Below are 25,178 nucleotides of genomic sequence, written 5' to 3'. Positions count from 1 at the left end.
TTTATTTCTTCTTCCCCCAAACAGCTGTACCAGTATTATCGAGCCCGGTAAATATCAAGGTTGAGGATACTTTGTTTTCCCAGTCGCGTTCGCGTTCAACTTTTAATTTGTAGGTGGCGCCGGCGGCATATTTTAGGGTGATGTACGGCGATGCATATGTCCAGGTATCGGTAGCGTTGCCATCTATGGTACCGGCGGCATCCAGTTTAAAGGTAGTAGCTACCTGGAAATCGGGATTGGTTTGCTCGGTTCCGTAGCCAGGTACAATATGGTAACCTAAAGTTATCTTCTCGTAGGTACCAACAACATACGCAGTAGCGATAGCTGTTTGGGCAACATTGGCATAACGCTCCGGCGATACCACCGGCCAGCCATCAGGAGTCCATGATATTTTGCGAACATGGAGGTCCATGAAATAGGAGTTAACGCCTGGCCTACCCTGGTGCGCCATAAAATATTGCCCGCTGCCATCATCAAATACCGCGCAATGCCCGGTTCCCTGCCAGCCGCCATGGCCATTAAACTGGTATGGTGCTAAAATCATCGGCCCATGATCAACATTGGTATTAATATCCTGCCCGTTATAATCATAAAACGGACCGGTTGGGCTATCGCCTCTGCCTACCCGAACATTGTATTTGGTTTGCAGCCAATCGTAGCTGATAAACAGGAAATATTTTTTCAGATCGGGGTTGTAAATCACCTCGGCACCTTCAATGTTGCCATTGTATTTGCCCCCCGTAAAACCGCGGTTGGCAATCCGTTTGCCTTTATCGCCGGGTGATGCCGCAAGGCCGGTTGAACCATCCAGCTTTAAAATATAGATACCATCCCATGCTGAACCGTAATACATATACTGCTCGCCTGCGGTTGTGGTTACCACCGTTGGATCGATAGCGTTGGTTTGAATGGATGCATCATTGGCCGATGTTACCACTACCCCCTTCTCGGTCCATGGCCCCTCGGGCGATGTGGCGGTTGCCATACCGATAACACTTAACCGCGCTACTGCCGATGAGAGGGAATAATACAGGCGATACTCAGATCCTACCTTCATTACATAAGGTGCCCACAACGAGTTGAACGGGGTGCCGCCTTTACCGGTAATGTATGCCGAACCCTGCGCAGGTAAAGATGAAAATACCCAACCCACATATTCCCACTGCACCAGATCTTTCGACCGGCGGATTTGCAGGCCCGAACGGACATCTATCCCAAAACCAACATCGGTACTGTAGCAATAATAGTAATCCCCAAATTTTTTGATGGATGGATCATGTACATTGTATACCGTCCATTTTGGGTAATAAGTAAAAGCCGAGATATCGGCATAAGTATCCGTTATGGAATTGATATCAAAGGCAACCGGCGTTGCCGGTGTTGTAGTTGTATCCGTTTTGGTTGGCGTAGGCGTGTCCTTTTTTGAGCAAGATATCATTACTGTTGCCAGCCCTGTTATCGCCAATAGGTATTTTGCTTTCTTCATCATGCTATTTCCCGGTTTTGTTATTGTTTAATGTTTAGTTCAAATAGTGTTACACTTAAAGGCCCGGTGCTAAGTGCCTGACCGGCATCTTTAACTGCCGAAGGTATAATACTTACGGTTGGTTTAGCACCTGGTACGTTGATGGCTTTTAAGTCGCTGCCTGCTATAGTCCATTTTTGCCCATCGGCAGCAATACTTATATTTTTATATAGTACATGTAGTGTTTGTATTTGCCTTGTTGGGTTAACCACCGCGATGGTTATTTTTTTACCATCGTTTGTAAGCGCGCCCATTACATCTAATGGATAAGTGCTGCTACCTGATGACGTAGCGGGCCTGTCGGCACCGGTGGTACCGGCAACCTGGGGCTGATTGGCGTTGCCGCTTACCATCACCGGAATACTGCCAAAATGATTGGCATATAGTTTAATAACGAGGCCATTGGGCTGCATAGCGCTTGCAGTCGCGCTGTAAAGCAAACCCAGCGGTGCGCTTGTTGATGTATAGGCCGACATTTTGATAATATCGGTATGGCGGGCTATCTCATTAAAGCCTTCGGCGGTTGCCAACGCGTCTTCTAATCCCCAGCCATCCTTCATACGCCATTCGTCCATCGCCATCAGGATATTCCTGCTTTTTATTTCGGGGATAGTTTTTGTGTATTGTTCAAAAGCTTCGGCCGCGCCTTTGATGCGGTTGGGCAGGCGCCTGATGCGTTGCGGCAACGAATCGTTCACATGATCAAACCGCTGCGTTTTTTCGTTGTAAGCCGAATCGGATATGGGGTATAGATGTTCGGCTATAAAATTCATGTACCTGGCATCGTGGGCCAGTAAATTGCCCGACCAATCCTGTTCCGAGCCGTAGCTATACGGCACATGTGCAATTTCGGGGTGGCTAACATATACCGATGTCGCGCCCATTTCAAATGGCGATGCACCGGATGCTACCAGTATTATTGATGGGTCTTGCTTTTTCATTTCCCGGGCAAAAACCTCGTGTTTTATCACGTAGTATTTTATGGGCATGTGGCCCAGCTGCCACTCGCCATACATCTCATTACCTATACCCCACCATTTTACATGATAGGGTTGCGGATGTCCGTTTTGAGCCCTTAGTTTACCCATCTGCGTTGACGCGGTGCCATTAACATATTGTACCCATTGAGCCGCTGAATATGCCTCGCCAAAACCGGCGTTTACGCCAATGTAGGGCACCACATTCAGTAACTTGCAAAGGGTCATATACTCATCTGTGCCCACATCGTTTGACTCCATGGCGCTCCAGGCGTAATCATATTTGGGGGCGCGTTTGTCCCTGTCGCCAATACCATTGCGCCAATCATAACCGGATGATGCATTACCGCCCCAGCGGATGATGCCCAAATTCATTGACTTTAAATCCCGTAAAATATCCGCCCTGAAACCTTGCACGTTATCGGCAGGCATTAAAGAAACCGCGCCAATATTAAAGGAACCATTACCCTTTGCCCATACTTCAAAAGTGGCTTTGCCTGTAGTAGCCCTAAATTTAAAAGGGTATTTATGAAACCCGCTGGTTGTAACAGGAAGGGCGATGTTCAGGTTACCTAAGTTATCATCAGCAACAACATCTATGTTTATTATCGTACCTTTTTTGGCTTTAACAATTACATAACCGGCATAAGCCTTATTTTTTAAAAAGGTAAGCCCCCCTTGCTCTATGCCATGCGCTGCTTTAGTATCCATAATAACTTTAACCGAATGCTCGCCGGTGTAGGCGTTCAGGGTATCCATCTTTACAAATGCATCCGGCCCAAGCGGCTTCCATCTGCCTAAATAATTACGGGAGTTGCCAGGTATTAATTTTCCGTTTGAATTTACCGGGTAAAAGAATTTCCTGTCGCCCAGCATTTCGGCCCACAAGCCGCCTTCAAAATAATTAAACAGCAGTTCAATAAACTGCCCGTACACCAGCTTTGATATTACCGGTCCCTTATGGCCTGCATCAATAGTAATATCAATAACGGCTTCCTTTTGATTTGCCAACTGCGCTTTGGCCTGTTGTTGTAACAGGAAGCACAGGCAAACCATGTAGCAAAGTTTTTTTATCACCGCAAAATATTTTGTTTGGAGTTAAATAAGCTGCACCGTTTATAAAAAACGGCACAGCTTCAACCTGATCTCAATTGTTTATTTTTATGCAGGGGCGCAAAATGGGCGCCCCTGCATAACGTTTAACTTTGCTTAATAAGTAGCGTTTTGTTTAAAGCCCGGATTGTTATCAATTTCTGATTGCGGAATAGGGTAATATTCCCGGCCGGCCTGGTAAGTATTAAACTCGGCATCGCGCGATTTTAATAAAGCCAGTTTGGCCGGATCCTGCAACCATCCCCAACGGCGGATATCATCAAAACGGTGACCTTCCAAACAAAACTCCAACAACCTTTCATGTGCAAGCTGATCACGCATCTGGGCCTGGTTCATGCCTGGTTTGGTAGTTGCCAAATTGGGCAATTTAGCCCTGGTGCGTACCATCTGGATGTATGGATAAGCCTGTGCTGTTTGGCCGGTCTCGTTCAGGCACTCGGCATACATCAGCAATACATCGGCGTAGCGCATAATCCTTTCGTTGATGCCCGAGCGCCAGTCAAATTCATCGGCACGGGTATCACCGTTTTCATATTTGCGGCAAAATATGTCGTTCAAATCGGCAGGGTTATTCTTGTATCTGTCAAAAAACGATTGGCCATACAAGGTCTCGCCAGGCTTGTTGTAATAAATGGTGGCATCAACCCTTGGGTCAACGTTACCGTCAACTGTTTTTTCGATCATGTATTCGTTCAATGCCGAAAATGTAGGCTGCACGTCTGTCCACCCAAAACTGCGCGGAGCAAATGTAATAGCCCTTGCCGATGTACGGCCCCAGGTTGATACCGGCGCACCGCCCCAGCCAAGGTCTGTACCCCCGGCATCGCGTGAAAACTGCACTTCAAATATCGATTCCGAATTATTTTCGTTGGCTTCGGTAAAGTTGTCTTTATAGTTTGCAACCAGGCTGTACACGTTTGCGTCAATAATCGCTTTAAACTGCGTAGCGGCACCAGCAAAATCCTTGTTAAACAATAAAGCTTTGCCCAGGAATGCCATGGCGGCACCTTTGGTGGCGCGGCCAATCTGGCCTGCATCCGGTCCGTTGGTTGATGTATAGGATGCCGGCAGCAAAGCAGCAGCCGCTGTAAAATCATCTTCTACCTGTTTCCAGCCTTCGGCCTCGGTTGATTGTTTTACAAAATAATCGGCCGATGTTTTTACATAATGGGTAGGTAACGATACCTTGCCAAAAAAGTTAACCAGGTGAAAAAAGTACAATCCCCTTAAAAAATGGGCCTGGCCAAGTATGCGGCTTTTTAAGCCGGCATCCATTGTAATGTTTGGCACATTATCAAGCACCTGGTTGGCACGGGCAACGCCTTCGTAATAAGCACCATAAGCCCAGCCGTAGCCTGCGCCATCGGCAGTACCTAATGCAAACCTGCCAATGTTATAAAATGCTGTCCATGGGCTGTTGCTGCGTACATCGTCGCCCCTGATATCCAGCATAGCCGGTGTAAAACGCATGTAAGTACCATCAATAATTAAACTGCCATAAGCGGCATTTAAGCCCGCGATGGCATCGGCCTGCGTTTTCCAGAATGACGCTGCTGTTTGCTGATTTGGATTTACCTGGTCTAACTTCTTAGTACAGGCGCTAAGGCATACTACAGCTGCGAATGCCCATATAAAATATTTTGTGTTTGTTTTCATGACTCTGTTTTTAATAAATTTTACAATCCTACCTGTACACCTAACATAACCGTTCTTGGATTTGGAAACGATCCATAATCATAACCACGGCTAAATAAACCGTCGCTTATAAAATCAGGGTCGTAGCCACGGTATTTAGAAATGATCAATAAATTCTGACCAGACAGATACACTCTTAAGCTGCTGAAAACATGTGTTTTATTTAAAATATTTTTAGGTATGGTATAACCTAACTGCGCGTTTTGTAATTTGATATAGCTGCCGCTTTCCACAAAACGATCAGAGAAGCGCGAGTTGCCGTTCGGGTCGCCAATGATTGGTCGCGGTATGTTGGTATTGGTATTGGTCGGGGTCCAGAAATTCAGTTCGGCTGTTGATGAGTTGCCGTACTGGCCAACCATCAGGTCATGATATACACCGTTAAATACTTTATTACCTGAACTACCTTGCAGGAAGAATGAGGCATCAAAGTTTTGATATGATGCGCCCACATTTAAGCCGTAGTAAAGTTTAGGGATTACAGAACCCAGGTAAACCCTGTCGGCATCGGTAATTGCGTGGTCGCCGTTAATATCTTTGAATTTAACATCGCCAGGTGCTGCCAATGTTTGGGTAGCATGGCTGGTAATATCGGCCTGGTTTTGGAATATGCCTTCGGTAACAAAACCGTATAGTTCGCCCACTTCGCGGCCAACTTCTGTTTTACTTCCGGCCCCGTATATAGGGTTGTTGGTGCCGCCCAATTTTAAAACTTTATTTTTAAGCGTATTTGCATTGGCGGTAACATTCAATTGTAGTTTACCAATGGTTTCGTGATAACTCAATGAAAACTCAACGCCCTTATTTTCTGTTGATGCCGCATTGGTAACTACAAAGTTAGGAACCGAACCTACCGATAAAGGCAAAGGAATACTGGCTAAGATATCGGTTGATTTTTTATAAAAATACTCCGCCGTAAACGTAAGCTTTTCTTGAAAAATGCCTAAGTCAATAGCAGCGTTGCTTGTAGTTGTTGCTTCCCATTTAACATTTGGATCGGCCACTGCAATTACTGCCGCGCCGGGTGCCAGTGTATTACCAAAAACGTAACTGGCGTTGCCATTTACATAACCAGTATTAAGGTAGTCACCAAAACTTTGATTCCCTAATGAGCCGTATCCGCTCCTTAGTTTTAAACTACTGATAAATGATGGCAGATGGAAAGCTTTTTCGTTGCCCACATTCCATGCTGCGGCAATTGAAGGGAAGTTACCAAAGCGGTTTTTAGGACCAAACCTTGATGAACCATCCCGCCTGAAGTTTACGGTTAACAGGTAACGGCTATCGTAGTTGTAGTTTAACCGGCCAAAGTATGATAACAAGGTGCTGGCATCTTTATAACCATCTAAACCTTTTGAGGTTGGATCGGCAATGGAGCCAAAGGTAAAAAACTGAAGGCTGCCGGCTGCCGATGCTGTACCGGTAACAAACTGGTTATGATCTTCCTGGTATGATGTACCCGCCAAAACATCCAGCTTGTGTTTGCCCGCGGTTAACTGGTACGATAAGGTATTTTCAACCAGGCCAGTATGCGCGTTACCGTTTTGATCGTTAAGGTAATATTTGGTATTCAGGTAGTAAAAACCCAGATCGTATGATGGTTCGTAGTGAAAGTTCTCATAATCGGTACGGTCGTAGCTTACGTTAACCTTGTATTTAAGGTTTTTAACCAGCTCCAGTTCGCCCCAAAAATTGCCAAACATCCTGTTACGATTGCTGTAATCGGTTACCAGGTTATTCATACCAATAACGTTAAGGGTAATAGCCCTTTGGGTTACGTTATCGCTGCCGCCGTATCCGCCCAGTCTGTTAGGGTCATAAACCGGCATAGTTGGTATAGCAGTTAGCATGCTGGTAAGGCCACCGCCAAATACCGCGTGCGAACTTGTAATAGCCGGGTTATTTTTATGCGATTGGGTGTAGGCTGTTTTACCACCAAAGCTAAATATCCCTTTTTTACCCTGGAAACTACCGGTAAAGTTATAACGCTTGTAGCTTTGCGGGCCCGATAATGTGCTGGTGTTATCAAAATAACCAAGGCCAACGTTGTAACTTATAGCATCGCTGCCGCCGGATAAATTCAGGTTATGATCCTGTATTTTACCGGTTTTAAACATTTCTTTTTGCCAGTCGGTATTGGTTTTACTGATGAAAGCCGCGTTTGAAGGATCATTTGCCGGGGCTATGGTTAAGCCGGCATTTAACTCCGCTGCGGTAGTTATTTTTTGATAACCTACCCTATCGGTAACATCCATCCGTTTGGCAATATTTTGCAGGCCGTAATAGCCGTTATAATTAACTCTTAAAGGGCCCGATTTACCTTTTTTAGAAGTGATGATAACCACACCTGTTGCCGCGCGCGAACCATAAATTGCAGCTGCGGATGCATCTTTTAATACCTGTATGGTTTCTATATTATCGGTAGGGAAATCAAACGGGGCATCAACGGGCACGCCATCAATAACAAACAGGGGGCTGTTGTTACCAAATGTAGATATACCCCTGATTTTGATTTGTACAAAGCCACCCGGCTCGCCAGATCCCTGTACACTTACACCGGCTGCCTGGCCCTGTAATAACTTGGCCACATCATATGATGCTGTTTTTTTGGCATTATCAACGTTTACCACAGATACAGAACCTGTAAGGTCTTTCTTTTTTACCGATCCGTACCCAACAACAATAACCTCGTTTAATGAATTTGACGATGCTTTAAGCTGAACATTAAGCGACGAGCCGCCATTTAACGGTACTTCCTGCGTAGTATATCCTATAAACGAAAACACCAACACCACGTTACTGGCGCTGGCATCCGGAATATTTAGCACATACCTTCCCTGAACATCGGTTTGTGAACCGGCGCTTGTTCCTTTTACTTTGATGCTTACGCCGGGCATAGGCATGCCAGCCTCGTCGGTAACCTTACCGGTTACGGTAAGTACCGATACCGTGGCACCTTTTTCTGACAGTATCACCAGGTTATTTTCGCTCAGCTTGTAAACCAGGTTGGTTTTGGCAAGCAGGGCGGCCATTGTTTCATCTAACGATGCATTGGCAACGTTAAGGCTGGCGGGCAATTCATTTTTTGCCAGTATATCGTCATTATACAAAAAGCGGTAGTCAGATTTTTTTTCGATCTCCTTGAACGCCTTTTTTAAGGTAACATTCTGGAAATTAACATTGATAACTGTCTGGCCATATCCTTTTGCAAAAACCTGAAATGACGATACAATCACCAGGGCAAGGATAAATTTAAACATAAGAAATATTTTCAAAAATTGGTTTAACCGCACTTGGTTAATGCGGGGTACATTTTTTTTCATAATTTAGCATTAAGGTTGTTTTAACTATTTGGTTTTCAAAAGGGCTGGTAGTTAACTTTTACCGTATTAGCGGGGGAATGGTGGAACATTTTCCCGCTTTTTGGTTTTCAGTTTAGATACTTATTTAAGCATAGGCTATTTGATTAATGGTTTAATGGTTAATAAATTAAAACTTGATTATTGTCGGTTTTATAATGGAAGTAGGTTGTTGTTTTAAGTGCTTTTAAGGCTTTGGCTATGGTTTCGTTTTTAAACTTGCCGGTAAACCTTAGTTTTTTCAGGTCCTCGTTTTTAAAAATAATGGTAACATTATAGCGGCGTTCCAGCTGTTTGGCCAGGCTTTCAAAGTCTTCGGCGTCAAAAGCAAGCTTGTTTTCAACCCACATGGCTTCAGAAGGCAGCGTATCTTTTTTGGCCTGGTGAATCTGCCCCAAAACCATCAATGGCGTTTCTTCGGTTATACTTTTATCCGATGGTACTAATGCCTTGCCTGTTAAAACCGGCTGCTCATTATTAATGGTGAGCTTATCGGCTGCTTTTAAAATGATCTTTTTTTCGGGGGTTTTTAAAATGGTTAACTCTATACGCCCATGTATCAGCGATGCCTCGGATGTTTTATCGTTATTATAGGCCCTTACATTAAACCGGGTGCCCAATACTTTAATGCTGATTGTTGATGTGGTAACTATAAACGGGTGTTGTGCATCTTTAACCACATCAAACAGCGCCTCGCCCTGCAGGCTAACTTTCCTTTGTTCAAGCCCGTAGCTGGCATCATAAATCAGTTTACTGCCGGCGTTTAGCCATACCCTGGTGCCATCGGATAGCTGAATTTTGCTGATCCCGTTTTGTGGAGCGGTTATTTGGTTTGACTTAACAGGGCCTGTTACATCTTTTTTATTTATCACAAAAAACACCAACGCAAAACAAGCGGCCACTACCATCGAAAAAAACTTAAGAAACTTAATAATGCCCGATTTGGATTTACCGTGCTCCTGATTTTCTGATTGGGCCAACTCGTCGGCCTCTGCTTTATCGGCTACGTCAAGTTTATCTTCAAAGGCAGCCCATTTGGCTTCCAGCTTGTCGTCGGCTTTTATTTTATTTTCTTCGCGCCATAAATTTTCCAGTAAATCAACCGGATATAAATCGGTACCGCCTTGCCGCAAAAGTTCTTCAAGTTCGGCCAACTCCTCGGCGGTAGCCTCCCCACTTAACTTTTTACCAATAAGTATCCAGATATTGTTGATCATTATTTACGTCTCTCTAATTGTAAAGACTGTAATTAATGGAAACACCCTGGTGGGAAATGAAAATTATTTTAAAAAAAGATTATCGTGAGACTTTTGTTGCCCGCATCTATCATTAGGTATAATGATTCTTAGTAGTTTTGACATAGCAGCATATAAAAATGAAATCAAAAGACAATCCCTTCCCGCTTTTTGAAAATATTAAAACCATAATAGCCGAAACACAGCATTATATTGTCAGGAATGTTAACGCTGCTATGATCCTTACTTATTTTCAAATAGGTAAAATGATTGTAGAAGATGAGCAACATGGAAGCCAACGAGCAGAATACGCTAAAGAAACGCTAATATATTTAAGCAATGAATTAAATAAAGAATTTGGGAAAGGGTATTCCGTCTCTAACCTGGAGTATATGAGAGGCTTTTATATAGCCTACCAACATCGAATTTCCCAGACAGTGTCTGGGAAATTCGATCAACTATTAAAATCCCAGACAGTGTCTGGGAAATCTCCCATCCCGTTTCCATTGGGGTGGTCACAATATGTTTTGTTGCTTAAAATTAAAAACGAAGATGAACGCAATTTTTATGAAATAGAAGCTGCGGCAAATAATTGGTCGGTGAGGGAGTTACAACGCCAATATAATTCGGCGTTATTTGAAAGATTAGCTTTAAGTAAAGATAAAGACGGAGTTAAACAGCTTGCAGCTAAAGGCCAAATAATAGAAAAGCCTGCCGATGCGCTTAAAAGCCATTACGTGTTAGAGTTTCTCGGGTTAAAAGAAGAAAGTAAATACTCTGAAAATGATTTTGAAACCGCCATTATAGATAAGTTAGAACATTTTATGCTGGAACTTGGTAAAGGGTTTCTGTTTGAAGGACGGCAACGCCGCTTCACATTTGAAGGAGATAGCTTTTTTGTCGATCTTGTATTTTATAATAGGCTACTTAGGTGCTTCGTTCTTTTCGACTTAAAAATCGGGAAGTTAACACACCAGGATATCGGGCAGATGCAGATGTATGTAAATTATTACGACAGAAAAATAAAAACAAAGGATGAAAACCCAACAATAGGTATTATTCTTTGCAAAGAAGAAAACAGAACGGTTATAGAATTTACCCTACCGCAAGATAACAATCAAATATTTGCCAAAGAGTATAAAGCGGTATTACCAAGTAAAGAAGCCCTTAAAAAGCAGTTGGAATAAAAAAATGGAGAGTGAATTACGCGGTTAAGCCTTGCTATGTTGTTCTGTCGTTTCAATAAACAAGCTTAACTCTTTTAGGAAGCTGTCCAGTTCAGTGGCCGAAAGCTGAAGGTATACATAACATTTTTTTAAATCATCTGCCGAAAAATCGGCATTCGTATCATTTAAACTTTCAATCAGTCCCATTATGTTTGCAACCGGCTTTCGCACTTTATGCGATGTTATAAACAGCATTTCTTTCAGGTCTTCTAAATGTTGCTTTTCTTTAAGCCTGCCTGCCCGGTTTAATCGCCCGTACAATATCGAGAGGTAAGAAATAACCAAAATAGCCAATACCGATATTCCCCGGTTAACCCATTCGGATAGATTAATTTTTCCATGATTGTTAAAAAACAGGGCATCAAGAAAAATCAGTATACAGGCGGCAATACTAAAGCTAATAATTGTTTTATCGGTTTGCCTGTACACAAGGAGAATACAGCAGATATATAAAATATCAACTACAAATGCAGGAGGAGTAATAATATCAATAATAAAAACAATCGCGAGGCTGGCAGAAGCTACATTCCTTGTTGTTTTTATAGAGGCATTTAACATATGGCGTTCTTTAACTTGCGGAACCTGATAAAGCTACACTTATATATTAGGTAATACTAAAGCTATAATAAAGAAAAAATACAAGCACCTAATATTACCGCCTTATCAAAAACTATTGCAAATATCACCAACTCATCAGGCTGCGCTAAATTGGCCGAAATTATTCGCTGAAAATTAAAAATCAGGTTAGCTTTACTAAAAAATCACCAGTTCCCGCATCCAATGAAACCATCCGATTACAACCCTAAACTGATAGACCTGAGCCATGTTATTTTCGACGGATTGATAACCTATAAAGGCCTGCCAGCCCCCATCATTTGCGATTATTTAAGTCGCGAAAAATCAAGAGGGCTTTATGAAACCGGCACAGAGTTCCAGATAGGAAAAATTGAAATGGTAACCAATACCGGCACTTACATTGATTGCCCTTTCCACAGGTTTGAACATGGCGCCGACCTGGCCGAAGTTCCCCTTGAACAATTTGCTAACCTTGAGGCCATCACCATAAATGCCTGCGATGTAACAGCAATTGGCGCCGATTTTTTTCGTGATAAAAACGTACGGGGTAAGGCAGTAATTGTATTTACCGGCTGGAGCAAACACTGGAATACCGACGCCTATTTTGAAAACCACCCCTACCTTACAGCCGAAGCCGCTCAATATTTAAAAGACCAGGAAGTAAAACTGGTTGGTATAGATAGCCATAATATTGATGATACTACAGGCAAAAGCCGGCCGGTACACACCACATTATTGGGTGCGGGAATTTTAATAGTAGAGCATTTATGTAACCTGGACAAACTCCCCCCGGATAGTTATAAATTTAACGCCGTGCCACCTAAATTTAAGGGTGTGGGCACTTTCCCGGTAAGGGCTTACGCGATGGTGGCGGGCTGATCAGGAAGCTTCATGGTGTTAACAAAGCAATTTTCAATAGCCTGTTTATATTTATATATCGGATATTTGATTAAAAAATCACCAAATGACCAGGAAGATAATATCGGTTATTGCAGGCTATGCTGTTTTTGCAGTCAGCTCGGTTTTGCTGTTTAAATTAACGGCACAGCCTCCTCACCAGGATGCGCCACTCACTTTTAAAATGTTGACCATAGTTTATGGCGCATTTTTTTCGGTTTTAGCCGGTTTTATGTTGCAATTGATAGCCAGGCAAACAAAACTTACACTAAATTTCATTTTAGCTTTAGTTATCTTTTTGCTGGCCGCCTTATCGATGCTGACATCTGCCGGCAGCCATTGGACGCAATTATTTGCTATGTTTATTTTTGCGCCGGTATCTGTTTTAGGTGGGTATTTGAAGTTACGGCTGGTGAAGTAGGAGACTGAAGATCTGCAATTCTTTTGAGAATGTGACACCTCGAATCTAATTCTTAATTCAGCAATACAGTTTATTTGAATGATCTCTACGTAGCTTTACTCCTTGCAATTTCTACCGCCCTATGTAGTTTTTGTTGTAAAATCTCTTGCGAAGGTAATACAGTTAAATAATCGGCGACTCTGATGTTACTTTGATCTAACTGCATTAATTCGACATGTTCTTCATTTTTACCAGCGCAAAGGATCAAACCTATGGGCGTATTTTCCCCTTCCACTTTTTCATATTTTTCGAGATAACGCAGATATAGCTCCATTTGGCCTTTATAACTTGCCTCAAATTCTCCAATTTTTAGATCAATAGCTACGAGGCATTTTAACCTCCTATGAAAAAAAAGCAAATCGATATAATAATCCCGATTATCTATAGTAATCCTTTTTTGCCGGGACATGAATGCAAAATCGGTACCCAGTTCTATTATAAACCTTTGTAATTCTGCAATGATTGAAGTTTCAAGATCCTTTTCTGAATAAGCGTCAGCTAAACCTAAAAAGTCCAGAAAGTAGGGATCTCTGAAAACGAGATCGGAACTCAATTTTTGTTCAGTTTGGAGTTGTTTTAAATCTTGCTGAATTGTTAATTCTGGTTTTTTGCTAATTGCAGTTCTTTCGTATAACATTGATTTAATACGTTCCTGTAGTTGCCGTGATGACCAATTTTCGAGTCTGCACATGGCAATATAAAAATCCCGTTTTAGTAAGTCGCTTATTGGAAAAAGCATTCGTATGTGTGTCCAACTTAATTCTATACGCAGCGCGTATACAATTTCTTCGTCGGGAAAAGCGATTGCAAATTGCATGCATTGCCTGAGCTGCATTTCACCCCAGCCTTTACCATATTCTTTGGTTAACTGGTCAGCCAAAGTTAAAACAACCTGCTTTCCATACTCAGCCCTATTACTACCTAAAATCTCGTCATTAATGCGTTTTCCTACCCTCCAATACAATAATGTTATCTCGCTATTTACGGCGACTGCAACAAATTGCCTGCTATTGTCAATTAGATGTTTTATATCATTAGCTATTGGTAGAATATTGTCAATGCCATTCATGGTAGTTTTGATATTTTGAATCTTGAATTACGTATTGCTAACGTATACAAAAAAATTACTAAGTACTACCTTTAAGTCGGAATAATTATCGTTCCAATAATTTAAAAGTACTATAGTAATTAAAGCTTACTTGATTGAACGAGGCATTAAAAGATAAATGCAGCCAGGTACTGGCTTAAAAGTGGAGATATTATTTTAAGTCTTTATCGTTGTTTATTCACAAAAGTACTATCAGCAGATGCAGGCAGCTGGTCTTTTTGCGAATTAACTATCCCGACCGAAATCTGCCGCAGCGCGTTACCCATGTGGTATTCTACCGTTTTGATAGATAAGCTTAACAGTTCGGCAACTTCGCGGTATTTTAAACCATCTTCTTTTACCAGTTTAAAAACCAGTTTGCATTGGTCGGATAATTTACTGAGCGAGTTGTTGATAAGCACTGTAGTATCATTGCAGATCAGCCGGTCTTCGCCTGTAGCTGCCGAATCGGCAATATCTACCTCAACATCATCAATGTTTACCTGGTTCAGCTTCGCTTTTGAAACATGTGTTAATGATTTATTTTTAACCGACATATAGCAATAGTTACTAAAATTACCAATATCGGTTAGCCTCGCGCGCTGCATCCAAAGGTTTAAAAACACATCGTCTATGATCTCCTCGGCGGCCTCATCGGTTTTTACAAACGATTTAGCAAACCAAAATAATTTGCTGTAATAAAACAGGTACACCCTTTTAAAGGATGCCCTGTTGTTATTTAAAGCAATATCATTTAGCAGATATTTTATTTCGGTATCCAACATCTCAATTCGGATTAATAATCATCAAACGATAACACCAATTAGCTTAAACAAACTTATTTATTGCTGAATTTGTAGATGCTTGTAGTATGATACGTTTGCCCCGGTTTTAACACGGTTGATGCAAATGCCGGCTGGTTTGGCGCGTCCGGAAAATGTTGTGTCTCCATACAAAATGCCGAACGGTGCAGGTACGCTTTACCGCCTTTACCATCTTTGGTTGCACCGGTTAAAAAGTTACCGCTATAAAACTGCAGGCCTGGTTCGTCGGTATATATATCCATCACAATACCTGTTTTAGGGCTGCTTACTGTAGCTATAGATTTGGTGATATCATGCTTATTAAGCGCAAAGTTATGATCGTAGCCTTTACCATTTTTCAGCTGGTCGTCCTTATCGTTTATGTTGGCACCAATGGCTTTTGCAGTAGTAAAATCAAAAGGCGTGCCTTTTACCGGCTGTAATTTCCCTGTAGGGATCAGTGTGGTATCAACCGGTGTTATGTTGTCGGCATCAATTTTCACTATGTTATCTAAAATAGTAGAGTCGCCTGCGCCGTTCAGGTTAAAATAGGCATGGTTGGTAAGGTTTACTATCGTAGTTTTATCTGTTGTAGCAGTATATTCTATCTTCAGCGCGTTATCAGCTGTTAATGTGTATGTTACTTTACTCGTAAGCGTGCCGGGGTAACCGCCTTCGCCGTCTTTAGATACATAAGTAAGGTTAAGGGTACTGTCGTTTGGTTGCGCGGCATCAAACACCTGTGCGTAAAAACCTTTAAAGCCACCATGCAGCGTATTAACACCATCGTTTATATCCAGCTGGTAAGCTTTGCCATCAAGGCTAAATTTTCCTTTGCCAATGCGGTTGCCATAACGGCCTATAATGGCGCCAAAAAATGGTTCTTTAGGTTTTTGGTAAGTTTTTACGCTATCATAGCCCAAAACCACATCGGTTAAAGCTGCTTTATTATCGGGTACCAGCAGGCTTACAACGCGGCCGCCATAATTGGTGATGGCTACGCTGGCGCCTTTGTTGTTTTTTAATGTGTAAAGCTTAACAGCCTTGCCGTTTATAGTAGCCTCAAAGTTTTTGGCATCAGGTGCCGCGGCGACTACTGTTGATGTAGAATCTGCCGCTGCTTCCTTTTTTTCGGCCGGGCCACTGCAGCTTACCAATAGCGATAACGCGAAGCTGTAAATTAAGTACTGTTTTTTGTATACTTTTTGCATAATTCCTGAAAGTTTTTGTCGCTTTTTTAAACTTTTTTGAAGTTTTTGAGCGGTTTAACTGGTTATAATTTGGTGTTTGGTTTTGTGATTGGGGCAATTGGCCACCCTAATCAAAATCTAAGGTAGAATAAAATTTATTTAATTGTGAAAAAAACAATTAAAATATTTTTACTTTTATTGGTGTAAGCCAAACACCAATAAAGCCTGCTAAATCAATTTCAAAGCTATTTTGCCAGTAAAATGGCATTATATTTAGATTTTTAGCGGTCAAAAAAATTACATTTGGCGCTTTTTTTTACCCCATCACATGCAAAAATACTCGAAACAAACGCGACTTTTACTGGCAGTTGACTGCATTATATTTGGATTTGATGGCGATACTTTAAAAATTCTGCTGATAAAAAGGGGCTTCGAACCCGAGAAGGGGAACTGGAGTTTGATGGGTGGTTTTGTACAGGTTGCCGAAAGCCTTGACCAGGCCGCCAACCGCATTTTAAAACAGCTAACCGGGCTCGAAGGCGTCTATTTAGAGCAATTACACACATTTGGCAGCACAAAACGCGATCCTATTGAACGCACCGTGTCAATTACCTACTTTGCATTAATAGATATCAATAAATACGAGATACAGCTTAGTAAAGATTACCACGCAGATTGGTTCCCGCTAAAACGCGTACCTAAACTCATTTTCGATCAGCAGGAAATGGTAGAGGCAGCCAAAAAACGCATCAGGTACAAAGCCGCCATGCACCCCATTTTGTTTGAACTTTTACCGGCAAGGTTTACAATTCCGCAATTGCAAACCCTTTACGAGAGCGTTTTTAACACCCAGATTGATAAACGCAATTTCAGCAAACGCGTTTTGGCCACGGGTTTGCTCATTAAACTAAATGATAAAGATAAAGCAGGTTCAAAACGCGGCGCGTACTATTACCAGCTGAATATGCAAAACTACTATGCTAAATTTCAGGCATTTATGAATTTTATCCCCAACCCGGATACACTTTAAACTAAGTTTTTAAGCCCCCTGTTTCAGTAACGATTTAAATGTTTTTTAATAAAAATTTTTTATTGTAAAAAAATAAGTGTTACTTCAACACGAATTATTTAACCAATATGAGAGAAGACCAATTTGTGATTGGGGTGGACTATGGTTCCGACTCCGTTCGCTCCGTGTTAATCAACGCGCACAACGGCGAAGAAATAGCCTCATCTGTATTCAATTACCCGCGCTGGCAGCAAGGTTTATTTTGCAAACCGGCCGAAAACCAGTTCAGGCAACACCCTCTTGACTATATAGAAGGATTAGAAACTACTATAAAAGATTGTATTGCAAAGGCAGGCGGAGCCGAAGTGGCCAAAGCAGTAAAAGGTTTATCGGTAGATACTACAGGATCGACCCCAATAGCGGTTGATAAAACAGGTACGCCATTAGCTTTAACCCCCGGTTTTGAGCAAAACCCCAATGCCATGTTCATTTTATGGAAAGATCATACTTCGGTATTGGAAGCTGCCCAGATTAATGAACATGCCACAAAATTTGATATCAATTATTTAAAATATGTTGGAGGCATCTACTCGTCCGAGTGGTTTTGGGCCAAATTGCTGCATATTGTAAGGGTTGATGCCCAGGTGCACGAAGCCCTGCACTCCTGGGTAGAGCATTGCGACTGGATCCCCTTCCTGTTAACAGGCGGTACCGATGTTAAAGAAATTAAACGTGGCCGCTGTTCTGCCGGCCATAAAGCTTTATGGGCCGAGGAATTTGGCGGTTTGCCGCCTGACGAATTTTTCTCGTCGCTTGATCCGTTATTGACGGGCATTACCGGTAAACTATCTAAAGATACCTACACCGCCGATGAGGCTGCGGGAACACTGAGTGCCGAATGGGCCGAAAAATTGGGCTTATCTACCGATGTTATCGTCGGCACCGGCGCTTTTGATGCGCACATGGGCGCGGTGGGCGGCCAGATTGAGCCATACCATTTAAGTAAAGTAATGGGTACATCCACCTGCGATATTTTGGTTGCGCCATCTGTTGAGGTTGAGGGCAAACTGGTGGCCGGTATTTGCGGGCAGGTAAACGGCTCGGTTATACCAGGGATGACGGGGTTAGAAGCAGGCCAGTCGGCATTTGGCGATACTTATGCATGGTTTAAAAATGTGCTGTTGTGGCCTTTAAATAACCTGTTATCGCAATCAACCATTATAGACGCAGCAACCGCCGAGGCGTTAAAAGCCGAAATGGCCGAACTGATCATCCCTGAATTAAGCCGCCAGGCCGATTTGTTGCCTTTGGATTTTGATAACGAATTATCTATCGATTGGTTTAACGGCCGCCGCACACCGGATGCCAACCAGGAGTTAAAAGGCGCTATAACCGGCTTAGGCCTGGGCAGCGATGCGCCGCGGGTATTCCGCTCATTGGCCGAAGCTACCTGCTTTGGGGCTAAAAGCATTGTGGAGCGTTTCATCAGCGAAGGTATCCCGGTTAAAGGTATCATTGGTATTGGTGGCGTGGCCAAAAAATCGCCGTTTGTAATGCAGATGATGGCCGATGTATTGGGTATGCCTATCCGCATTCACCAGTTTAAACATACCTGTGCACTGGGCGCGGCCATGTTTGCAGCTGTTGTTGCCGGCATTTATCCAACGGTTGAGGATGCCATGCAGGGTATGGGCCGCGGATTTGATGTAGAGTATTATCCGAATAAAGAAAAAGAGGCCTTATACCTGGCCCGTTACAATAAATACAAAACCTTGGGCAGTTTTATCGCGCAGCAAATAGCTGCAAAAGCCACCCAGGGCGTTAAAGATAATTCTGTTTTGGCATGAGTAAGTATCAACACATAAAACAAGCGGCTTATGAAGCCAATATGCAGCTGCCCAAATTGGGGCTGGTGCTTTTCACCTTTGGCAACGTAAGCGCTGTGGATAGGGAACTGGGCGTTTTTGCTATAAAACCAAGCGGTGTGCCTTATGAAGATCTTTCGCCAGAGAAAATGGTGATTGTTGATTTTGATGGGGTTACTTTAGAGGGCGACCTGCGCCCGTCGTCGGATACCAAAACGCATGCGGTACTGTATAAACACTGGCCAAACATTGGGGGTATTGTACATACACACTCCACTTATGGCACTGCCTGGGCACAGTCTCAGCGTGACATTCCTATCTTCGGCACCACACATGCCGACCACCTGACAGCCGACATCCCTTGTGCACCGCCTATGAGCGATGAAATGATTGAGGGCGACTACGAGTACCAAACCGGTTTCCAGATCATGGATCATTTTACAGCCGCTGGCCTGGATTATAACGAAGTAGAAATGGTGTTGGTAGGCAACCATGCGCCGTTTACCTGGGGCAAAACAGCGCATAAGGCAGTTTATAACAGCGCCGTTTTAGAGGCTGTTGCCCAAATGGCCTACTTAACCGAGCAAATTAATAACCAGGCCCCACGTTTAAAGGACTCGCTTATCAAAAAACATTTTGAGCGTAAACACGGACCAAACTCATACTACGGCCAATAATTATGAAATCATTACGCTATATCATTATACTGGCAGCCGGTCTGCTTGGAGCACAGGCATCATCGGCACAAACCGTTGCTGCTACGCCGCCTATGGGTTGGAACAGTTATAACTGCTTCGGCTCGGCTGTACATGAGGATGAAGTAAAGGCCAATACCGACTATATGGCCCAAAACCTGAAGCAACATGGCTGGGAATACATCGTGGTCGATTTTTTATGGTCGTACGATAACCCTCCGGGCAGCAACATCGGTAACCCCTTTCAATTGCGCCTGCAGGATGGCTCCTACGTGCCCTGGCTTACTATGGACCAATGGGGACGTTTAACGCCGCAGCCTACCAAATTCCCTTCGGCCTTTGGCGGCAATGGCTTTAAGCCTTTAAGCGATTACGTACACGCCAAAGGATTAAAATTTGGCATCCACGTAATGCGTGGTATTCCAAGGCAAGCATACTGGTCAAAATCACCTGTTAAAGGCACCAACGGTATCACTGCCGACATGGTGGCCGATACCAACAGCAAATGCCCCTGGATGAACCACATGTACGGACTGGACATGAAAAAGCCCGGTGCGCAGGAATATCTTAACTCTATTTTAGAATTATATGCCTCTTGGGGCGTAGATTTTATTAAGGTAGATGACCTATCGCGCCCTTATAGTAATGCCGAGGTAGAAGGCTACCAAAAAGCCATCCAAAATTGTGGCAGGCCGATAGTATTAAGCCTTTCGCCGGGCGAAACTCCTGCAGCACAAGCAGCTCATGCTGTTAAATATGCCAATATGTGGCGCATGGCCGATGATTTTTGGGATAACTGGAAAGAGATACTGCACATGTTTGATTATGCCAAAAGTTGGGAAGGTGTAAGCGGCCCCGGTCATTGGCCCGATTGCGATATGATACAAATTGGCAAGCTAAGCAAACGCGGTCCGGTTGGGCAGGAGCGTTATAGCCGCTTTACCGAAGATGAAGAAATTACCCACATGACGTTCTGGAGCATTTTCCGCTCGCCATTGATGATTGGCGGCAACATGCCCGAGAACCGCGAATTTGAGTTAAAGCTATTTACCAACGATGAGGTTTTGGCGGCTAACCAAAAAGGGGCCAATCCCAAACAACTGTACAAAAAAGACGGAGCCATGGTTTGGTATTCACAGATACCCGGCAGTAAAGACCTTTATGTGGCCCTGTTTAACATCGGCGATGTAAATAAAGGCGTTGCGGTTGATTTTGCTGCACTGGGCCTTAAAGGCAAAGTAAAGGTGCGCGATCTGTGGAAAAAACAAGATGTTGGCCAGTTTAATAAAACTTACCAGCAAAGCATTAACCTGCATGGTGCAACGTTATTAAAACTATCGCCGGCAAAATAATAATTATTGAATTATTGATTGACTGAATTATTGAATATAAAACCATTAACAAGCATATATCGCGATTTTAATTTCTAATTCAATGTTACTTCAATCACTAATTTAATAATCCACTAACTCAATAATTCATTAATTCAATAAATCACTAATTATAAAAATGATCGATCTTAAAAAATTTGAAGTTTGGTTTATTACAGGAAGCCAAAACTTATATGGGGAAGAAACGCTGAAAAAAGTTGCTGAACATTCGCAGGAAATAGCTGCCGGCATTGATGCTACCGGCAATATCCCCGTTCGCGTGGTTTACAAACCTGTGGTAAAATCGACCGAAGAAATTTATGAAACCCTGCAGGCCGCTAACGTGGCCGAAAACTGTATCGGTATCATTACCTGGATGCACACATTTAGCCCGGCTAAAATGTGGATCCGCGGTTTAAGCATCCTTAAAAAACCGATGCTGCACCTGCATACCCAATATAACCGCGATATTCCATGGAGTTCGATAGATATGGATTTCATGAACCTGAACCAAAGCGCTCATGGCGACCGCGAGTTTGGTTTTATGGTATCGCGTATGCGCATGAACCGTAAGGTGGTTGTTGGCCACTGGCAGGATCCTGAGGCTTTGGCCCAGATTGAAACCTGGACCCGCGCTGCTGCCGGCTGGTACGACTGGCAAGGTGCCAAATTTGTACGCTTTGGCGATAACATGCGCTTTGTAGCCGTTACCGATGGCGATAAAGTGGAGGCTGAATTAAAATTCGGCTTCTCGGTAAATACATATGGTATCGGCGACCTGGTTGCGGTGATTAACGCGATAAGCGAAGAATCGGTTAGCGAACTGATAGAAGAATATGAGACTACCTACACCATGGCCGATGACCTTAAAAAAGGCGGCGCTAAACATCAGTCGGTATATGATGCCGCTAAAATTGAGTTGGGTTTACGTAAATTTTTGGTTGACGGAGGCTTTAAAGGCTTCTCGGATACGTTTGAAGACCTGCACGGTATGATCCAACTGCCAGGCATTGCCGCCCAGCGCCTGATGGCCGATGGCTTTGGCTTTGCCGGCGAAGGTGATTGGAAAACTGCGGCCCTGGTACGTGCATTTAAAGTGATGGGTGCCGGCCTGCCAGGCGGTAACGCCTTCATGGAAGATTATACCTACCATTTTGACCCTAACAATGCGTTGGTATTAGGATCGCACATGCTGGAGGTGGATGCATCATTAGCTAATGGACAGGCAGCCTTAGAAGTTCACCCGCTGGGAATTGGCGGCAAAGCCGATCCTGCGCGTTTGGTATTTAACGTGGCCGGTGGTGCTGCGCTTAACGCATCAATTGTGGATATGGGCAACCGTTTCCGCCTGCTGGTTAACGAGGTTGAAGCCGTTGAACCGGTTGAAGACCTGCCAAACCTGCCTGTTGCCCGCGTACTTTGGAAACCACTCCCCGACATGAAAACCGGCTGCGCAGCCTGGATTTACGGCGGCGGCGCACACCATACCGCTTACAGTCAGAATTTAACAGCCGAGCATATGCAGGATTTTGCGGATATGGCGGGCATTGAGTTTTTAAGAATTGGTAAGGATACAACAATACCACAATTCAGGAATGAGATTTTGTGGAACGAGGTTGCTTATAAATAGGAAGAAGAAGCCTCACCTAAATCCTCTCCAAAGGAGAGGACTTTGATTTGCAGGGTTGCTCTTTTTAGTTCCCCTCTTGAGAGGGGGTGGGATGGAAAAGTGTGGGAGCAGGGGTGTGTTATACGAGCGATAAAACGAATGATGTCATTGCGAGGTACGAAGCAATCCCGAACTATGTGGGACTTAGCATGTCGAAGATTGCTTCGTACCTCGCAATGACGGATTATTTAAGAATCAGCAGAAAACGAGTAATTCTGTTAATTCTTAAATTCTGACAATTCTGATTCAGACAATGCGTTAGGGATAGCAGCGGATACCGGCCCGTGATTAAGGCCTGTGCAGTATGAGCGGATAGCCCGGGCCAAAGGCAACGCCCGGGGAAAGAGTCAAGAAATTAGAATCAAGAGTTAAGACTTTTGAGGATTTGTGGATAACGACGGAAGAACAAATAAATAAAACCAATTTGTCATTGCGAGGAACGAAGCAATCGCGAACTGTGCAGAGCCGCTGTGCAGACTACGAGGTTGCCACGCTGCGCTCGCAATGACAAATGTTTTAGCAATGACAAGTGTTTTAATAACATGCGTATTAATTGAAATAAATACAATCAAACACACAACCCACGATGGGATTCCGGTTGTGTGTTTTATATAAAAAGCAAAAGAGAGAACGAATACAATAAAACTAATTTAAACCCAATTTATGAACAAATTTTCAACCATTGATTACGTCATATTCGTGATCTATTTTATTGTGGTATCCAGTTATGGTTACTGGGTGTACAGCCGCAAAAAAAAGGCCAGTATATCGGCGAGTCATGATTTCTTTTTGGCCGAAGGTTCGCTTACCTGGTGGGCCATCGGGGCATCGCTTATTGCATCCAACATTTCGGCCGAGCAATTTATCGGCACCAGCGGACAAGGTTTCGCGGTGGGCTTAGCTGTGGCAGCTTACGAGTGGGTGGCGGCTATTGCGCTCATTATAGTGGCCGTATGGTTTATCCCGGTATACCTGAAGAACAAGATTTTCACAATGCCGCAGTTTTTACATACGCGGTATAACGAAACGGTGAGCTTTATTATGGCCATTTTCTGGCTGTTTTTATACGTGTTTGTTAACCTTACCAGTATATTATACCTGGGTGCGCTGGCCATTAATAACCTGATAGGCGGCGACATTAGCTCGATGCACAATATTATTATAGCGCTGGCTGTGTTTGCCTTATTCATCACCCTTGGCGGTATGAAGGTTATTGGCTTTACCGATGTAATACAGGTATTGGTGCTTGTAATAGGCGGCCTGGCTACTACTTACATAGCTTTAACGCTGGTGAGCGAGCATTTTGGTTTAGGCAAAGATGCTATAGCCGGTTTAAAAATGATGTTCAAGGACTCGCCGGAGCACTTTAAAATGATGATGGCTAAACCAAAGCCAGGAGCGCCACAGGCCGAAATTACCAAATACCTGGCGCTGCCGGGCATTGCCATGTACTTTGCAGGCCAATGGATTGTGAACCTAAACTATTGGGGTTGTAACCAGTACATTACCCAACGCGCTTTGGGCTCGGATATAAAAACCGCACGTACAGGCATCCTGTTTGCCGGTTTGATGAAACTGGCTATGCCTATCATCGTGGTAATACCGGGTATTGCGGCCTATGTATTATACAAAAATGGTGGCTTGCAACACGAAATGGCATCGGGCGGGCATTTCAATTCGGATAATGCGTACTCGGCTATATTGGGCTTTTTGCCTACCGGGCTTAAAGGACTTTCGGTTGCGGCGCTTACGGCGGCTATCGTTGCTTCACTGGCCGGTAAAGCCAACAGTATATCTACCATTTTTACGCTGGATATTTACAAGAAGCACATGGTTAAGGATGCCGACGAGAAAAAGATGGTTTGGGTAGGCAAACTCACTATTTTAGCCGCTTTGGTGTTCTCCATCATCCTTACCTGGAAAGATCTTTTAGGCATTGGCGGCGAAGGTGGCTTTACCTTTATTCAAAAATACACCGGCTTTATCAGCCCGGGTATCTTCGCCATATTCATTTTGGGTTTCTTCTGGAAACGTACTACTGGTGCGGCAGCTATTGCGGGTATCCTGACAGGTTTTGCTATGTCGGTACTGTTTAATAACTATGCGCCGGCTTTGTTTGGTCACGAAACGTTCCTGTACACCGCCTTCCCTAATGGCAAAGGTGGCTGGGAAATTCCATTCCTGATTTGTATGGGCTTATCGTTCATGTTTACCATTATTGTGATGGTTATAATCAGCCTGGCCGGACCTAAAATAAACCCTAAAGCTTTTGATATTCCGCGTGCCATGTTTAAGGTTGATAAACAAACCCTGGCATTAATTATAGTAACGCTGTTATTACTTACCATGCTTTATGCCAAGTTCTGGTAGTGTTAAGTCAACAGTACTAAGTCGTAAGTCTAAAGTTGAACTTTTTTTTGGCTTAGA

Annotated in this window: 18 protein-coding genes; 9 read left to right on the top strand and 9 right to left on the bottom strand. The window is 43.4% G+C overall.

The annotated features are described in order from the left end of the window. Window position 1 precedes the first annotated feature (1 nt). The 5 genes from AC1RM2_RS19580 to AC1RM2_RS19560 all read right to left on the bottom strand — a co-directional run bounded on the left by AC1RM2_RS19580 (window position 2) and on the right by AC1RM2_RS19560 (window position 9,886). A complete protein-coding gene (locus tag AC1RM2_RS19580; RefSeq protein ID WP_492986846.1) occupies window positions 2–1,489 on the bottom strand; it encodes an arabinan endo-1,5-alpha-L-arabinosidase in 1,488 nt (495 codons plus the stop codon). A gap of 17 nt (window positions 1,490–1,506) precedes the next feature. Beyond that, window positions 1,507–3,579, bottom strand: coding sequence for an alpha-L-arabinofuranosidase family protein (locus AC1RM2_RS19575; protein ID WP_492986845.1), 2,073 nt, complete (start codon window positions 3,577–3,579; stop codon window positions 1,507–1,509). A 132-nt stretch (window positions 3,580–3,711) separates the two neighbouring features. Continuing rightward, on the bottom strand, window positions 3,712–5,271 hold the full coding sequence (locus AC1RM2_RS19570) for a RagB/SusD family nutrient uptake outer membrane protein (RefSeq protein ID WP_492986844.1): 1,560 nt from the start codon (window positions 5,269–5,271) through the stop codon (window positions 3,712–3,714). Window positions 5,272–5,291: 20 nt separating this feature from the next. Further along, the gene (locus AC1RM2_RS19565; protein ID WP_492986843.1) at window positions 5,292–8,570 is read right to left on the bottom strand and encodes a TonB-dependent receptor; all 3,279 of its coding nucleotides are present in this window, start codon (window positions 8,568–8,570) and stop codon (window positions 5,292–5,294) included. Window positions 8,571–8,791: 221 nt separating this feature from the next. Then, entirely contained in the window at window positions 8,792–9,886 is a 1,095-nt protein-coding gene (locus AC1RM2_RS19560) for a FecR family protein (protein ID WP_492986842.1), read from the bottom strand. Between the two features lie 158 nt (window positions 9,887–10,044). Between AC1RM2_RS19560 and AC1RM2_RS19555 the strand changes: the two genes are divergently transcribed. After that, window positions 10,045–11,091, top strand: a complete 1,047-nt coding sequence (locus AC1RM2_RS19555) for a PDDEXK nuclease domain-containing protein (protein WP_492986841.1) — start codon at window positions 10,045–10,047, stop codon at window positions 11,089–11,091. A 24-nt stretch (window positions 11,092–11,115) separates the two neighbouring features. Here AC1RM2_RS19555 and AC1RM2_RS19550 read toward each other — a convergent pair whose 3' ends face one another. Beyond that, window positions 11,116–11,688, bottom strand: coding sequence for a hypothetical protein (locus AC1RM2_RS19550; protein WP_492986840.1), 573 nt, complete (start codon window positions 11,686–11,688; stop codon window positions 11,116–11,118). A 222-nt stretch (window positions 11,689–11,910) separates the two neighbouring features. Between AC1RM2_RS19550 and AC1RM2_RS19545 the strand changes: the two genes are divergently transcribed. After that, window positions 11,911–12,585, top strand: coding sequence for a cyclase family protein (locus tag AC1RM2_RS19545; RefSeq protein ID WP_492986839.1), 675 nt, complete (start codon window positions 11,911–11,913; stop codon window positions 12,583–12,585). A gap of 85 nt (window positions 12,586–12,670) precedes the next feature. Continuing rightward, a complete protein-coding gene (locus tag AC1RM2_RS19540) occupies window positions 12,671–13,024 on the top strand; it encodes a hypothetical protein (RefSeq protein WP_492986838.1) in 354 nt (117 codons plus the stop codon). 85 nt (window positions 13,025–13,109) lie between these two features. On the opposite strand, the gene AC1RM2_RS19535 is transcribed toward AC1RM2_RS19540, so the two are convergent. The 3 genes from AC1RM2_RS19535 to AC1RM2_RS19525 all read right to left on the bottom strand — a co-directional run bounded on the left by AC1RM2_RS19535 (window position 13,110) and on the right by AC1RM2_RS19525 (window position 16,164). Further along, window positions 13,110–14,132, bottom strand: a complete 1,023-nt coding sequence (locus AC1RM2_RS19535) for a PDDEXK nuclease domain-containing protein (RefSeq protein ID WP_492986837.1) — start codon at window positions 14,130–14,132, stop codon at window positions 13,110–13,112. A gap of 203 nt (window positions 14,133–14,335) precedes the next feature. Then, complete coding sequence (locus tag AC1RM2_RS19530; protein WP_492986836.1) at window positions 14,336–14,935, bottom strand: RNA polymerase sigma-70 factor; 600 nt, start codon at window positions 14,933–14,935, stop codon at window positions 14,336–14,338. A gap of 53 nt (window positions 14,936–14,988) precedes the next feature. Next, window positions 14,989–16,164, bottom strand: a complete 1,176-nt coding sequence (locus tag AC1RM2_RS19525; RefSeq protein WP_492986835.1) for an aldose epimerase family protein — start codon at window positions 16,162–16,164, stop codon at window positions 14,989–14,991. A 307-nt stretch (window positions 16,165–16,471) separates the two neighbouring features. Between AC1RM2_RS19525 and AC1RM2_RS19520 the strand changes: the two genes are divergently transcribed. From AC1RM2_RS19520 to AC1RM2_RS19495, 6 genes are all read left to right on the top strand, one after another. After that, entirely contained in the window at window positions 16,472–17,173 is a 702-nt protein-coding gene (locus AC1RM2_RS19520) for an NUDIX hydrolase (protein ID WP_274211350.1), read from the top strand. Window positions 17,174–17,280: 107 nt separating this feature from the next. Beyond that, window positions 17,281–18,999: a ribulokinase gene (locus tag AC1RM2_RS19515; RefSeq protein WP_492986834.1), complete on the top strand. Its 1,719-nt coding sequence runs from the start codon at window positions 17,281–17,283 to the stop codon at window positions 18,997–18,999. After that, window positions 18,996–19,694 (top strand): L-ribulose-5-phosphate 4-epimerase, encoded by a 699-nt coding sequence (locus AC1RM2_RS19510; protein WP_492986833.1) that lies wholly within the window; start codon window positions 18,996–18,998, stop codon window positions 19,692–19,694. Before AC1RM2_RS19515 ends, AC1RM2_RS19510 begins: the two co-directional genes overlap by 4 nt. A gap of 2 nt (window positions 19,695–19,696) precedes the next feature. Next, window positions 19,697–21,064 carry a glycoside hydrolase family 27 protein gene (locus AC1RM2_RS19505; RefSeq protein ID WP_492986832.1) on the top strand — a complete coding sequence of 456 codons (1,368 nt, stop codon included), beginning with the start codon at window positions 19,697–19,699 and terminating at the stop codon, window positions 21,062–21,064. 157 nt (window positions 21,065–21,221) lie between these two features. Then, on the top strand, window positions 21,222–22,712 hold the full coding sequence (gene araA, locus AC1RM2_RS19500; RefSeq protein WP_492986831.1) for an L-arabinose isomerase: 1,491 nt from the start codon (window positions 21,222–21,224) through the stop codon (window positions 22,710–22,712). Between the two features lie 702 nt (window positions 22,713–23,414). Then, window positions 23,415–25,121: a sodium:solute symporter family transporter gene (locus tag AC1RM2_RS19495; protein WP_274211345.1), complete on the top strand. Its 1,707-nt coding sequence runs from the start codon at window positions 23,415–23,417 to the stop codon at window positions 25,119–25,121. The last annotated feature ends 57 nt before the right edge of the window (window positions 25,122–25,178 follow it).

The sequence above is a fragment of the Mucilaginibacter sp. GW822-FHT03E02 genome (assembly GCF_058801545.1).
This window is presented reverse-complemented; position numbering and strand designations above follow the sequence as displayed.

What these genes read in the sequence shown, in the direction of transcription:
- araA (WP_492986831.1), top strand. Translation starts at nt 21,222, where the DNA reads ATGATCGATCTTAAAAAATTTGAAGTTTGGTTTATTACAGGAAGCCAA.
- AC1RM2_RS19570 (WP_492986844.1), bottom strand. Translation starts at nt 5,271, where the DNA reads ATGAAAACAAACACAAAATATTTTATATGGGCATTCGCAGCTGTAGTA.
- AC1RM2_RS19560 (WP_492986842.1), bottom strand. Translation starts at nt 9,886, where the DNA reads ATGATCAACAATATCTGGATACTTATTGGTAAAAAGTTAAGTGGGGAG.
- AC1RM2_RS19535 (WP_492986837.1), bottom strand. Translation starts at nt 14,132, where the DNA reads ATGAATGGCATTGACAATATTCTACCAATAGCTAATGATATAAAACAT.
- AC1RM2_RS19510 (WP_492986833.1), top strand. Translation starts at nt 18,996, where the DNA reads ATGAGTAAGTATCAACACATAAAACAAGCGGCTTATGAAGCCAATATG.
- AC1RM2_RS19525 (WP_492986835.1), bottom strand. Translation starts at nt 16,164, where the DNA reads ATGCAAAAAGTATACAAAAAACAGTACTTAATTTACAGCTTCGCGTTA.
- AC1RM2_RS19530 (WP_492986836.1), bottom strand. Translation starts at nt 14,935, where the DNA reads ATGTTGGATACCGAAATAAAATATCTGCTAAATGATATTGCTTTAAAT.
- AC1RM2_RS19555 (WP_492986841.1), top strand. Translation starts at nt 10,045, where the DNA reads ATGAAATCAAAAGACAATCCCTTCCCGCTTTTTGAAAATATTAAAACC.
- AC1RM2_RS19540 (WP_492986838.1), top strand. Translation starts at nt 12,671, where the DNA reads ATGACCAGGAAGATAATATCGGTTATTGCAGGCTATGCTGTTTTTGCA.
- AC1RM2_RS19495 (WP_274211345.1), top strand. Translation starts at nt 23,415, where the DNA reads ATGAACAAATTTTCAACCATTGATTACGTCATATTCGTGATCTATTTT.
- AC1RM2_RS19505 (WP_492986832.1), top strand. Translation starts at nt 19,697, where the DNA reads ATGAAATCATTACGCTATATCATTATACTGGCAGCCGGTCTGCTTGGA.
- AC1RM2_RS19565 (WP_492986843.1), bottom strand. Translation starts at nt 8,570, where the DNA reads ATGTTTAAATTTATCCTTGCCCTGGTGATTGTATCGTCATTTCAGGTT.
- AC1RM2_RS19545 (WP_492986839.1), top strand. Translation starts at nt 11,911, where the DNA reads ATGAAACCATCCGATTACAACCCTAAACTGATAGACCTGAGCCATGTT.
- AC1RM2_RS19520 (WP_274211350.1), top strand. Translation starts at nt 16,472, where the DNA reads ATGCAAAAATACTCGAAACAAACGCGACTTTTACTGGCAGTTGACTGC.
- AC1RM2_RS19580 (WP_492986846.1), bottom strand. Translation starts at nt 1,489, where the DNA reads ATGATGAAGAAAGCAAAATACCTATTGGCGATAACAGGGCTGGCAACA.
- AC1RM2_RS19515 (WP_492986834.1), top strand. Translation starts at nt 17,281, where the DNA reads ATGAGAGAAGACCAATTTGTGATTGGGGTGGACTATGGTTCCGACTCC.
- AC1RM2_RS19550 (WP_492986840.1), bottom strand. Translation starts at nt 11,688, where the DNA reads ATGTTAAATGCCTCTATAAAAACAACAAGGAATGTAGCTTCTGCCAGC.